Raw genomic sequence first — 13,566 nt, 5'->3', positions numbered from 1 at the left:
CTTCTTCTAGGTGCGGGGCAAGGCAGCGGGATCCCGGATCAAGTCCGGGATGACGGGGGTGGTTATTTGGATGCCCTTACGGTTAACGTTACGTCATCCCGGTTTTCGAACACCCAAAACACCCGTTTCGAATGTCCGTTCTGGCCGGTTCGGAAGTTTCCCGACTATGCTTTTTGAGCAACACGCCTCCGTAAGTAGCGTTTTGAAACGTTAGTTCTGCTTGACGCGGACGCACTCTCCCTGTCATTTCGAGGATGAGGTACGGAGCCGGTGAGCGCTTCGGCCAATATGGGAGAGAGTGATGCGTAAGAAGCAGTATATGTCGGCGTGCGCCTTTACGGTCCTGGCTTTGGGATTGGCGACGCCGGCATTCGCGCAGGTGGCCCAGCCCGCCGCGCCAGCTCCGGCCGAAGCGCAGGCCGACGATACTTCGGATCAGGGCAACATCGTCGTCACCGCACAGGGCCGCGCCCAGGCGCTGGCCGACGTGCCGGTCGCCATTTCCGCCGTGTCGGCCGAAATGCTGCAGAATTCCGGTGCGAACGACATCCGCCAGCTGAACCAGGTCGCACCGTCGCTGCTGGTCTCCTCGACCGGCTCGGAAGCGAACGCGTCGCCACGTATTCGCGGCATCGGCACGGTCGGCGACAATCCCGGCCTGGAAAGCTCGGTCGCGGTGTTCATCGACGGCGTCTACCGTTCGCGCGCCGGCATCGGCATGAACGATCTGGGCGAGATCGACCGGATCGAAGTGCTGCGCGGGCCGCAGGGCACGCTTGGCGGTCGCAACTCCACCGCCGGTTTGCTCAGCATCATCAGCAAGTCGCCGAGCTTCAGCGGCATCAGCGCCGGCGGCGAGGCGACCTACGGCAATTACAACAACATCCGCCTGGCCGGTAACGTCAACGTGCCGCTGAGCGAGACGATCGCGGCGCGTGTCGATGCGGTCTACAACAAGCGTGACGGTTTCTATTACGATCCGGCCAACAACACCGACGTCAACAACCGCAACCGGTATTTCGTGCGCGGTCAATTGCTGTTCGAGCCTTCGTCGGACCTGAAGATCCGCCTGATCGCGGATTACACGCATCGCAAGGAAAAGTGCTGCGCGGCGACGTACGTCACGCGCTCGGTCAATCCGTATATCGGCAATCTGAACGATCCGGCGACGCCACTGACGACCGGACTGCCGAACGGCAACAACATCGTCAACGTTCTGACCGCGCTCGGCCAGCCGCTCGATCGGCTGCAGTCGGCGGGCTATTCGCGTACGATCTCGACCACGCCGGGCCGCGGCTTCGGCGGCACCACCAAGGATTACGGTTTTTCGGGGCAGATCGATTACGATTTCGGCGGTGCAAAGCTGACGTCGATCACCGCGTATCGCGACTATAAGTCGGATCAGGGTTCGGACACGGACTATAGCAGCGCAGACATCCTGTATCGCGCGGCCAACGGCGGATCCTCGCGTCAGTTCAAGACCTTCACGCAGGAACTTCGCCTGCAGGGCGAGGCGTTCAACGGCAAGCTGGACTGGTTGGTCGGCGGGTTCTTCGCCAACGAAGACCTGACCGTGCACGACAATCTGCGCTTCGGCAGCCAATATGGCCGCTTCGCCACCTGCCGCATCATTTCCGGTGGTGGCCTAGCCGGACTGTATTCGCCGACGAGCCCGAGCTGCGTCGTTCCCGGCGTGGGCCCGGCGACGATCGGCGGGGCCAGCGGCCTCAGCGGTCCGGACGTGGTGGCGGGCTTCACGCTGCTGGACTCGCTCAACGATCTCGGCACGACCAACGATACCTACAAGCAGAACAGCCGCAGCTATGCCGCGTTCACGCACAACATCATCCATGTTACCGACACGGTGAGCCTGACGCTGGGTGGCCGTTACACGCACGAACGCAAGAAGTTCAACGCGACGTTCGGCAACGATAACACGGTGTGCACGCGGCTCGAATCCTCGCTGACCGACGATATCAGCAACCCGCTGACGACGGCCACGGGCCGCGCGCTTGCGGCGGCGCTGGTCGGTCTCGGCTGCCAGGGCAATTCGACCGCCGAACTGAACGGCGTCTCGATCAATTCGAAGCGCAGCGAAAGCAAGTTCACCGGCACGGCCGTACTGTCGTGGAAGCCGATCGACGATCTGCTCGTCTATGCGAGCTTCGCGCGCGGCTACAAGGCCGGCGGCTTCAACCTCGATCGTTCGGCATTGAAGAACCCGATCCAGATCGTGAACGGCGTGCCGACCACGACCTTTGCAGCGGCCGGCGGCGCACAGGCGCTGGTCAACAATCTGCAGTTCGACCCGGAAACGGTCAACGCGTTCGAACTGGGCGCGAAATACTCGACCGGGCCGTTCTCGCTGAACGTCGCCGCGTTCCGCCAGAACTTCAGCAACTTCCAGCTGAACACGTTCAACGGCACGGTCTTCCTGGTGCAGAACATCAACGGTTGCAGCGACAGCCTGAACGGTGGCGATCGCGACCAGAGCAAGTTCCCGGCAGCGGCCAATTACAGTGCGACGGCCGCGACGACCGGTGCCTGCGCGGCGAGCAGCGTGGGTTACGGCGTGCGGGCACAGGGTGTCGAGCTGGAGGCCTCGTTGGTTCCGGCGCGCGACTTCCGCGTGTCGATGGGTGCCACGTTCACCAGCACGAAGTATCGCAACAATCTGGTCGGCAACTCGGCCGGCGCCCCACTCGATCAGGCGCTTCGCCTGCTGCCGGGTCAGCGCCTGTCGAACTCCGCCGGTATCGTCGCGACGACTTCCGTGTCGTTCACGCCGGAGATCGGCGACAGCGGCCTCTCGGCATTGTTCTATGTCGATGGCCGTCTGACCAGCGACTACAACACCGGGTCCGATCTGTTCCCGCAAAAGGCGCAGGACGGTTACGCACTGTTCAACGCTCGCGTGGGCCTGCGCGGCAAGAACCAGGTTTGGGCGATCGAGTTCTGGGGCCAGAACATCTTCAACAAGAACTACGCCCAGGTCGCGTTCAACTCGCCGTTCCAGGAAGGTGCCGCGACGGCCGCATTCCAGGACGGCCAGTATCCGGGTGGCCGCCAGCTGTTCTCGCAGTTCCTCGCCGAACCGCGGACTTACGGCATTACGCTGCGTGGCAAGTTCTGATCGCCAGCAACATAATGTTACCGACTAAAGTGTTGGAATGAAGTGACTGACAGCCCCTCGTCCGACATGAAGGACGGGGGGCTTTTTTTTAAAAGGCCTGCGATGATCTTTGATCCCGGATTCATGTGCGGTGAAGCGCAGCCTGCATCTCAATTCTCCGTCACCCCGGACTTGATCCGGGGTCCCGCTTTCCTCGAGCGGGCGCTTGGGTGGCGAAGAAGCGGGACCCCGGGTCAAGCCCGGGGTGACGGCAATGGGATTCGGCGCGCCCGTTTCCTCTCATGGATGAAGAGGGAGCCATCGTGACGCTCGCCGCGACCCATCCCGAGATCGCCGATACGCTGGCGCTGAAGCGGCGCACGATGACGCTCGCGTTGCTGACGATGGTGTATTTCTTCAGCTATATGGACCGGCAGATCCTCTCGATCCTGGTCGAGCTGATCAAGGCTGACCTGAAACTGTCCGACACGCAGATGGGGATGCTGGGCGGGCTGGCGTTCGCGGTCTTCTATGCCGGGCTGGGCATTCCGGTGGCGCGCTTCGCCGATCGCTCCAACCGGCGCAACATCATCGCGGTGTCGCTGGCGCTGTGGAGCCTGATGACCGCTTTGTGCGGGCTGGCGCAGAATTTCGTGCAATTGCTGCTCGCGCGGATCGGCGTGGGCGTGGGGGAGGCGGGGTCCAGCCCGCCGTCGCATTCGATCATCGCCGATCTCTATCCGGTCGAGAAGCGGGCCAGCGCGATGGCGATCTATTCGCTGGGCGTGGTGCTGGGCGGCGGGTTCGGCACGATGCTCGGCGGGTGGCTGGCGAGCCATTATGGCTGGCGCGTGGCGATCATCGCGATCGGCATTCCGGGGATTTTGCTGGCGGTGATCGTGCGGATGTTCGTGGTCGAGCCGCGACGGGGATTGTCCGACGCGGCGCGCGCGGTTGATAGTGCTGCAGGACCGGGGGAGTTGCCCGGCATCTGGTCCGTCTTCGCCGATATGTGGCGTGATGCAGCGGCGCGGCATCTGGTGCTGGCCGTCACGCTGACCTCGCTGATCGGTTATGCGACGACCTATTGGGGGCCGAGCTATCTGCAGCGCTCGCTGGGATTTTCGGTCGGGCAGGTGGCGCTGATCGTCGCGCCGATCGCGGCGGTGCTGGGCACGGTATCGGGCGTGGGCGGCGGGCGCGTGGCGGACTGGGCGGCGAAGCGCTGGGGCATCCACGCGCAGAGCTGGATGGTCGGGCTGCTGAAATGCGCCGCGTTGCCGTTCACTTTGATCTTCTTCACGACCGACATTCCGGCGGTGGCGATCGGTGCCTATGCGTTCAACATGCTGTTCGCCAATTCCTATCTCGGGCCGACCTTCGCGATGTTGCAGGGGCTGGCGCCCTTGCGGATGCGGGCGATGTGGGCGGCGATCACGTTGCTGGTGATCAACCTGGTCGGGCTGGGGCTGGGACCGACGTCGATCGGGCTGCTGAGCGATGCATTGGTGCCGTATGTGGGGAAGGCGGAATCGCTGCGCTGGGCGCTGGTGGCGGCGGTGGCGGCGACGCCCTGGGCGATCTTCCACTACTGGCGCGCGGGCGTGATCCTGAAGCGGCGGCAGGAAAGGGTGACGGCAGCAGCGTGACGCTCTAGGCTGATGGCCATGTCCAAGAAATCCACCGGCCTTCCGTCGCGCGACCAGATCATCGACTTCATCTCCACCAGTGCGACGCCGGCGGGCAAGCGCGAGATCGCCAAGGCGTTCGGGCTGACCGCGCAGGAGAAGATCGGGCTGAAGGCGCTGCTCAAGGACATGGCCGACGAGGGGCTGATCGACGGCGCCGGCGCGCGGGCGTTCCACAAGATGGGCGGGGTGCCGCGCGTGACGGTGCTGCGCATCGCCGATGTCGATGACGGCGGAAACGTTTGGGCGGTGCCGGAAAATTGGCACGCCGAGACGCCGCCGCCGAAACTGCGGGTGCGCGAGAAGGGCCGGCGCGGGGCGCTGGGAATCGGCGACCGGATCCTGGCGCGGACCGAAGAAGCGGGCGCGGGCTGGATCGCGCACCCGATGAAGGCGCTGGCCAAGGGCGAGGAACTGGTGCTCGGCGTGCTGCGGCAGGAAGGCGGGAAGCTGTGGCTGACCGGCGTCGAGAAGCGCGACCGCAGCGAATATCTGGTCGCGGATGCGGGCGGGGCGGAAGCCGGCGATCTGGTGCTGGCGGAGAAAGGCGGACGACCGCCGCGCATCACCGTGCGCGTGACGGAAGTGCTGGGCGATCCGTTCGCGCCGCGCAGTTTCTCGCTGATCGCGATCCACAAACTGGGCATCCCGACGGTGTTTTCGCCGGAGACTTTGGCCGAGGCGACGCGGATGGCGGCGCTGCCGCTGGGCGACGATCGCGAGGATCTGCGCGATATCCCGATCGTGGCGATCGATCCGGCGGATGCGCGCGATCACGACGATGCGGTGTGGGCGGCGGAGGATGACGACCCGGCCAACGAGGGCGGATGGAAGGCGATCGTCGCGATCGCGGATGTGAGCTTCTACGTACGGCCCGGTTCCGATCTGGATCGCGAGGCGCGGCGGCGTGGCAATTCGGTGTATTTCCCGGATCGCGTCGTGCCGATGTTGCCGGAGATCCTGTCGGCGGATGTGTGTTCGCTGAAGGAGGGCGTCGATCGGGCGGCTCTGGCGTGCCATTTGCGGGTGGGGAAGAATGGCGAGCTGAAGAGCTGGCGCTTCACGCGGGCGGTGGTGCGGCTGGCAGCGAATATTGCTTATGAGGATGCGCAGGCGGTTATAGATTCTAAGCCCCTCCCCTTCAGGGGAGGGGTTGGGGGTGGGGGAAGTCTCACCGAGACTGGCATTGCTGGACTGCCCCACCCCAACCCCTCCCCTGAAGGGGAGGGGCTTTTAGAAATCCTCCAGCCCCTCTGGGCCTGCTGGCACGCGCTGTACAAGGCGCGGGAGAAGCGGGGGCCGCTCGATCTCGACCTGCCCGAACGCCGCGTCGTGCTGGACGAGAAGGGCCGGATCATGTCGGTCGCCCCGCGCGAACGCCTGGATTCGATGCGGCTGATCGAGGATTACATGATCGCGGCGAACGTCGCGGCGGCCAAGGCGCTGGAGAGCCGCAAGGCCCCCGTCATGTACCGCGTGCACGAGCCGCCGAGCCGCGAGAAACTGGTCGCACTGAAGGATTACCTCAAGACGTTCGGGGTGGAATTCGCGCTCGGGCAGGTGGTGCAGCCGCGCACGTTCAACCACATCCTCGATCGCGTGGGTGAAGCGGATTTCCGGCAGCAGATCATGGAACAGGTGCTGCGCACGCAGACCCAGGCCTATTATGCGCCGGCCAATCTCGGGCATTTCGGGTTGGCTTTGGGCAGTTATGGGCACTTCACGTCGCCCATCCGCCGCTATGCAGATCTGATCGTGCATCGTTCGCTGGTAAGCGCGTTCAAGCTCGGGCCGGGCGGGCTGACCGACGGCGAAGCGGCGGGGATGGAGCGGATCGGCGAGGGCATTTCCGCACTCGAACGCCGCGCGATGGAGGCGGAACGCGATACGATCGATCGCTATGTCGCGGCGTTCCTGGCCGAACGGGTCGGCGACGTGGTGGATGCGCGGATCACCGGCGTAACGAATTTCGGTTTCTTCGCGACGGTCGAGGGGATCGGCGGCGACGGGCTGATGCCGGTGCGAGACATCGGAGGGGAATATTTCCGCTTCGACGAGAAGGCGCGGACACTGGTCGGCGAGCATTCGGGCACGACCTTCGCCAGCGGGCAGCGGCTGCAATTGCGGCTGGCCGAGGCGAACCCGGTATCGGGCGGGCTGCGTTTCGAGATGGTCGACGGAAAGGCGGAACGGCCGGACCGCGAGCGCGGCGTGACGCCGGCGCGGGTGATCAAGCGGCGCGGGCGACCGGCGAATATCCGGCATCAGGGGAAGAAGCGCTAAATCCGAGATTTGCGTCTCGACAGCTTCGTTTCCGGGTGTATTATATTTATAGTACACATGGGAGGATGGAATGATCGGGATGATGATGGCCGCTGCGGCCGCGGTTGCGACGCCGGTGGCACCGGTGCAGGTGATGGTGCTCGGTAGCTATCATTTCGATAATCCCGGCCGCGACGTCGTCAACATCAAGGCCGACGATGTCAGGACCCTGAAGCGACAGCGCGAACTGGCGGCGCTGGCCGAGGCGATCGCGAAGTTCCGGCCGACGCGGGTGATGGTCGAGCGGCAGCGGCCCGGCCCGGATTACGACGTCAAGGAATATGCCGCCTTCGCGCCGGCAGTGCTGACCAAGGACCCGGACGAGACCGTGCAGCTGGGCTTTCGCATCGCCGCCCGCGCCGGGCTGAAATCCGTACAGGGTATCGACGAGCAGCCGCAGGGCGACGAGCCGGACTATTTCCCGTTCGACAAGGTGCAAGCCTATGCCAAGGACAAGGGCGAGGCCGCGCGGCTGGATGCGGTGTTCGCGCCGCTGAAAGAAGCGGCCAAGGCGGCCGAGGCGCGCATGGGCAGGCAGACGATCCCGCAATTGCTCGTCCCCTATAACGACGAGACGTCGCCGATGGCGGGGCAGCAGGTGTCCTACGGCATGCTTGCGTTCGGCGACGGCGACAAGCAACCGGGCGCCGACCTCAACGCGATGTGGTATCTGCGCAATGCGAAGATCTTCGCCAAGCTGATGAACGTCGCGACGCCGGGGGACCGCGTGCTGGTGGTGTACGGCGCGGGGCACGGATATTGGCTGCGACACTTTGCGGCGACGGTGCCGGGTTATGTATCGGTGGATGTGAAGCCGTATCTCAAACGGGCGGCCGCGGCGGTGCGGTGAGGGGCGTAGTTTCTTAGCCCCTCCCCTTCAGGGGAGGGGTTGGGGTGGGGCAGTCCCGTCTCGAAGAGACCAGCGCAAGTATCTGCGGCACGGCCCCACCCCAACCCCTCCCCTGAAGGGGAGGGGCTTAAGTTTTTTCAAGCGGCCGTGAACGTCAACCCCGCATGCTCGATCAGGCGTTTGCGCAAGGGCGCGCCCATCAATGCACCGGCGGTCCAGATGCCGCCATCGCCCTGAACGTCGTTCACCAGACAGAGTGCCGCCTCGGCGATCATCTTGCTGGTCGATCCGTAGCCGGGATCGCGGTCGCCCGTCACCACCGCGTCGATGCGCTCGCCGCCGGGCATCTCGCCGATGAACAGCAGATCGTAGAAGCCGTTGTCGCGTTCTTCCTTCGAGGGGCCTTCGCCGGGCTTGGGGCCTTTGTCGCTCGCCATCGGATTGATCCGGGCGATCGCCTCCGCCGCAGCCTTGCCCATGTCGCCGAGGCCGGGGGCGACCATCATCTCGTCATAGACGAAGTCGCTGCCATACGCCTGCCCGAGCAGGAAGTTGGTGCGGTGGACGTTCTTGGTGTTGATCGGCGCCATGATGAACGGCGCGACCCACGCGCCGATCGTGCCGTCATATTCGGGCAGCAGGCCCTTGGGCTGGCTCGGGCCGTCGAAGCCGGGGGTGAGCGCGAAGGGGTTGATGAGCAGGCCGAGGATACTCGGTTCGCGCGCGGCGGCGGCGAGCGTCGCCTTCAGGCTGGCCGCGGTGCCGCCGGAGAAGGTGCCCTGCATCTTGCGCACGCGGCCCTTCACGCGCGGAGCAGGGTGGCCGAACTTGGCCTTCGCCGCCTCCTGCAGCGTCAGCACGCCGAGATCGAAGGGGATGGAATCGAAGCCGCAGCTAAACACGATGCGTGCGCCGGTGCGCTTGGCCGTTTCGTGGTGCGCATCGATCATGTGGCGCATCCAGGCCGGCTCGCCACACAGATCGACATAAGCGGTGCCGGTCTCGGCGCAGGCGGCGACGAGGTCGTTGCCGTAGAGCTGGTACGGGCCGACCGTGGTGAGGACGACGGTGGTGCGCTCGCACATCGCCTTCAGAGTGGCGGGGTCGTCGCTGTTGGCGACGATCAATGGCGTGTCGGCGGGCGCGCCGATCTCGTCGCGCACCTCCTGCAACTTGGTCAGCGAGCGGCCGGCCATCGCCCAGCGCGGCGCGTTTCGGGCGAGGAGGTATTCGGCGACCAGGCGGCCGGTGAAGCCGGTGGCGCCGTAGACGATGATGTCGAAGTCTTTTGCCATTTTGTCTCTCCTCCCGCTTGCGGGAGGGGGCGGGGGAGGGCCCGACCGTCCGCGCGGTATACCCTCTTTCATGCCCTCCCCCAGCCCCTCCCGCAAGCGGGAGGGGCGTAAAAGGGAGCCGTTCCCGCAAGCGGGAGGGGAGAGTAGTTACGCCGCCTCGTTGAATTGCAGGCTGGCGAGGCGGGCGTAGAGGCCGTTCTGGCTGATCAGGCCGGCATGGCTGCCGCTTTCGACGATGCGGCCGTCGCTCATCACGATGATGCGTTGCGCCGCGCGGACGGTGGCGAGGCGGTGGGCGATGACGATCGTGGTGCGGGTCGACATCAGGCGTTCGAGCGCCTGCTGGACCAGGCGTTCGCTTTCCGCATCGAGCGCGCTGGTCGCTTCGTCGAGCAACAGGATCGGCGCATCGCGCAGCAGGGCGCGGGCGATAGCGACGCGCTGGCGCTGTCCACCCGACAGGCGCGCACCGCCTTCGCCGAGGAAGGTGTCGAGCCCCTCGGGCAGTTTGCGCAGGAATTCGGCGGCATTGGCGGCCTCGGCGGCGGCCCACAGTTCGTCGTCGCCGGCCTCCCATTTGCCGTAGCGCAGATTGTCGCGGGCCGAGGCCCCGAAGATCACGGTTTCCTGCGGCACCATGGCGATGCGGCGACGGATCTCGGCCGGATCGGCATCGCGCAGCGCCACGCCGTCGAGGCGGATCTCACCGCCGGCGGGATCGTAGAAACGCTGGATCAACTGAAACAACGTCGTCTTGCCCGCACCCGATGGGCCGACCACCGCCACCGTCTCGCCGGGTGCGATGTCGAGCGAGAAATCGTGCAGAGCGGGCATGTCGAGCCGCGTCGGATAGCGGAACTCGACATGATCGAAGGTGAGGCTGCCGCGGGCCGGAACGGGCAGGGTGGCGGGATGCGCGGGCGGCGCGATCTCGGGCCGTTCGGCGAGCAATTGCGCCAGGCGGCTGGCCGCGCCGGCCCCGCGCAACAGGTCGCCATAGACTTCCGTCAGCGCGCCGAAAGCGCCCGCGACGATGCCGCCGGTCAGCACGAAGGCGGCGATCGATCCGCCGCTGATCCGGCCCGCCGCGACATCCACCGCGCCTTCCCACAATACGAGCGTGATCGACCCGAAGATCAGGCCGATGACGATCGCGGTCATCACCGCGCGCAGGGCAATGCGGCGACGGGCCGCGGCGAAGGTTGCGGCGACGGCGTCGCTGAAGCGCTTGGCCTCGCGGCTTTCCTGCCCGAACGCTTGGACGATCTTCATCGCGCCGAGCGTTTCGACCGCGATCGATCCGACATCGGCGACGCGATCCTGCGACTGACGCGACTGGTTGCGGACGCGACGGCCGAGCAAAGCCATCGGCAGGATGATGACCGGGATTCCGAGCATCAGCATGCCGGCCAGCTTGGGCGAGATCGCGAACAGATAGATGAGCCCGCCGACGCCAGTGAAACTGTTGCGCAATGCGACCGAAACGGTGGTGCCGACGACCTGTTCGATCAACGTGGTATCGGAGGTCAGGCGCGAGGCGATCTCCGACGGGCGGTTCTCCTCGAAGAAACGCGGCGTTAGCGTCAGCAGATGGGCCTGCACCGAGGTGCGGATGTCGGCGACGACGCGCTCACCCAGCCAGGAGACGTAGTAGAAACGCACCGCCGTCGCCAGTGCGAGAACCACGACGATCATCAGCAGGTAATGGAATGAGGAATCGACCGAACCGTCCTGGCCGGGGCCGAAGCCGCGATCGATCACGCGCTTGAAGCCGTAGGGGATGCCGATCGTCGCTGCCGAGGTGAAGATCAGCGCCAGGCCGGCGGTGGCGATCTGGCGCGGATATTTGCGGGCATGCTGCCACACCATCGCGAGATCGCCGAGGCGGCGTTTCGGCGCGGGTTCCACCGGGGCCGAAGCTGGCGGAATCGGAATTGGGGGCATGTCGGACATGGCGCTCAGCGCTAGCAGGGTGGGGGCGGTCTCTCAACGGGCCATGATCGCAGGGAGTGTTGCTCCTTTGTGTCATTGTAACCTTTGCCCGTTATGCGTATTGCTGCACGTGCGAAAAGAACCGATTTCAAAGTTTGGGTATGCAATGCTTTATAATGCCTACGAAATGCAGAAATCCATGCTGGCCGGTGCCAGCGCGATGGCCGATTTCAGTGCGGGATGGCTGAACAATCCGGCCAATCCGTTCTCCTATCTGGGTGGCGGAACGGTGCTGGCCTCCGCGCTCGAGGTGTTCGCGCATGCGTCCGCCCCGCGCGGCAAGCCGGCATTCGGGCTGGATCACACGATCATCGACGGCAAGGATGTCGCGGTCGAGGAGGAGATCGTGCTGCGGAAGGCCTTTGGGCAGCTCAAGCGGTTCAAGCGCAAGGGTTTGACCGGCGGGCCGAAGCTGCTGATCGTCGCGCCGATGTCCGGCCATTACGCGACATTGCTGCGCGGTACGGTGGAGTGGATGCTGTCGGTGGCGGACGTGTACATCACCGACTGGCGTGATGCGAAGCAGGTGCCGCTTTCGGACGGGACGTTCGATCTGGACGATTATGTCGATTACGTGATCGAGTTCCTCGACATGATCGGCAAGGGCGGAGATGGCGACGCCAAGGGCAAGCGGCCGCATATGCTGGCAGTCTGCCAGCCGTCGGTGCCGTGCTATGCCGCCGCCTGCGTTATGAGCGCGGACAAGCACCCGCATCGCCCCGCGACGCTGACGATGATGGGCGGGCCGGTCGATACGCGCGAGGCACCGACCGCGGTGAACACGCTGGCGACCGAGCGGCCGCATTCGTGGTTCTCGCAGAACGTGATTGCGACGATTCCTGCGACCTATCCGGGGGCAGGACGCCGGGTGTATCCGGGCTTTCTGCAGCTGGCCGGTTTCATGTCGATGAACCTCGGCAACCATATGATGTCGCATTACGAGATGTTCAAACACCTCGTGCAGGGCGACGAGGACAGCGCCGATCTATCGAAGGATTTCTACGAGGAATATCGTTCGGTCTGCGACATGACGGCGGAATTCTATCTGCAGACGATCGACGTGGTGTTCCAGGATCATGCGCTGCCCAAGGGCACGATGCAGCATCGCGGCCGCAGGGTCGATCCGGCTGCGATCATCGATATCGGCATTCTGGCGATCGAGGGCGAGAAGGACGATATCTCCGGCTTGGGGCAGACCAAGGCCGCGCTGACCATCGCCACCAAGCTGCCGGCGGCGAAGAAGAAATATTACATGGCCGAAGGGGCCGGGCATTACGGCATCTTCAACGGCAGCCGCTGGCGCGACAAGATCGCACCGGTGGTGGTGAAGTGGATGGCGGATAACGCCGCCTAACGGGCGGGGTCCGACGCCCCGCTTAACGTCGTCACCCCAGCGCAGGCTGGGGTCTCAGGCGTCGGGCGTTACGCCCGCCTCATAGAGACCCCAGCCTGCGCTGGGGTGACGGTTAGGTTAGGCTGCGGTCGTATCGACCTTGGCGTGACTGCCAGCTTCGCTCGGCTTGATCGTGCCGCCGAACAGCATCTTCAGCTTGCCGGTGAGCGATACATCCGCTTCCCACAATTCCGCGCTGGCGATGTCGAAACGCAGCAGTGCAAGGTTGGGATCGTCCTTGCCGCCCGGAAACCAGGCCTCGACCTGCTTGTTCCACAGCTTGTCGATCATCGCGAAATCGTTGTCCACGCGCGCCGTGCCGCTCAGGCACGCAAAGAAATCGTGCCCCTTCGACACGAACTGCGCCATCGCATCACCGCCGCCGGCGAGGCGATTGTCCTTGCCGATGAAGAAGAACAAGGTGTCGACCTGATCCTTGTCCAGCTGCGCGGTCAGCGGCTCGCTATGCTGGCCATCGGTGAGACCGACCATGACGAACGGGCTGGCGGACATCTTGTCCCACAGGGTCTGTTTGATTTCGTGTGTGTCGGCCATCTGCGTGCTCCTCGATCGGGTTCGGGGAGGTAACGCGCAGGAGGCAAAGGGTTTCCGTCGAGTTGCGCGATGGCACTTCGCCCGGCAGAAATGACAGCGGCGGCGATTCTGCCGTCAAGCTCAGAAAGGACTGATATGTCAGTGTCCGATCTGTGCCTTACCCTCGGCGTAATCTTCGCCTTCGCGACCCTGGTCGTGAAGATTATCGAAGTTTCACGTCGGGATTAAGTCACACGGGCGGGGTTCGGCCTGCAAGCCGGACCCCAAACGTGAGGCTCAAAACCATTGAGCCCCGGTCGCTGCAACGACCGGGGCCCTCAGAAAGGCGATATGTCAGCGCCAGCCCAATACATATCGTA

The 13,566-nt window shown here is 64.8% G+C and carries 8 protein-coding genes; 5 read left to right on the top strand and 3 right to left on the bottom strand.

The features are described 5' to 3' along the window. The first annotated feature begins 301 nt into the window (after window positions 1-301). The 4 genes from U1738_RS16865 to U1738_RS16850 all read left to right on the top strand — a co-directional run bounded on the left by U1738_RS16865 (window position 302) and on the right by U1738_RS16850 (window position 7,972). Window positions 302-3,133, top strand: a complete 2,832-nt coding sequence (locus U1738_RS16865) for a TonB-dependent receptor (protein WP_332790214.1) — start codon at window positions 302-304, stop codon at window positions 3,131-3,133. 302 nt (window positions 3,134-3,435) lie between these two features. Then, window positions 3,436-4,761 (top strand): spinster family MFS transporter, encoded by a 1,326-nt coding sequence (locus U1738_RS16860; RefSeq protein WP_332790213.1) that lies wholly within the window; start codon window positions 3,436-3,438, stop codon window positions 4,759-4,761. An 18-nt stretch (window positions 4,762-4,779) separates the two neighbouring features. Further along, entirely contained in the window at window positions 4,780-7,083 is a 2,304-nt protein-coding gene (locus U1738_RS16855) for a ribonuclease R family protein (protein ID WP_332790212.1), read from the top strand. 70 nt (window positions 7,084-7,153) lie between these two features. Next, window positions 7,154-7,972: a DUF5694 domain-containing protein gene (locus U1738_RS16850; protein ID WP_332790211.1), complete on the top strand. Its 819-nt coding sequence runs from the start codon at window positions 7,154-7,156 to the stop codon at window positions 7,970-7,972. A gap of 137 nt (window positions 7,973-8,109) precedes the next feature. Here the strand turns inward: U1738_RS16850 and U1738_RS16845 are convergent, their stop codons facing one another. Beyond that, complete coding sequence (locus tag U1738_RS16845; RefSeq protein WP_332790210.1) at window positions 8,110-9,267, bottom strand: saccharopine dehydrogenase family protein; 1,158 nt, start codon at window positions 9,265-9,267, stop codon at window positions 8,110-8,112. 147 nt (window positions 9,268-9,414) lie between these two features. Beyond that, on the bottom strand, window positions 9,415-11,211 hold the full coding sequence (locus tag U1738_RS16840; protein ID WP_332790354.1) for an ABC transporter transmembrane domain-containing protein: 1,797 nt from the start codon (window positions 11,209-11,211) through the stop codon (window positions 9,415-9,417). 154 nt (window positions 11,212-11,365) lie between these two features. Here U1738_RS16840 and U1738_RS16835 point away from each other — a divergent pair, with 154 nt between their 5' ends. After that, entirely contained in the window at window positions 11,366-12,613 is a 1,248-nt protein-coding gene (locus U1738_RS16835) for a polyhydroxyalkanoate depolymerase (protein WP_332790209.1), read from the top strand. 117 nt (window positions 12,614-12,730) lie between these two features. On the opposite strand, the gene U1738_RS16830 is transcribed toward U1738_RS16835, so the two are convergent. Beyond that, complete coding sequence (locus U1738_RS16830) at window positions 12,731-13,207, bottom strand: pyridoxamine 5'-phosphate oxidase family protein (RefSeq protein ID WP_332790208.1); 477 nt, start codon at window positions 13,205-13,207, stop codon at window positions 12,731-12,733. Window positions 13,208-13,566 lie beyond the last annotated feature (359 nt).

Source organism: Parasphingomonas caseinilytica (assembly GCF_036663755.1).
Classification (GTDB): Bacteria; Pseudomonadota; Alphaproteobacteria; order Sphingomonadales; family Sphingomonadaceae; genus Sphingomonas.
Note: the sequence above shows the minus strand (reverse complement) of the source record. Positions and strands in the feature narration are given on the sequence as shown.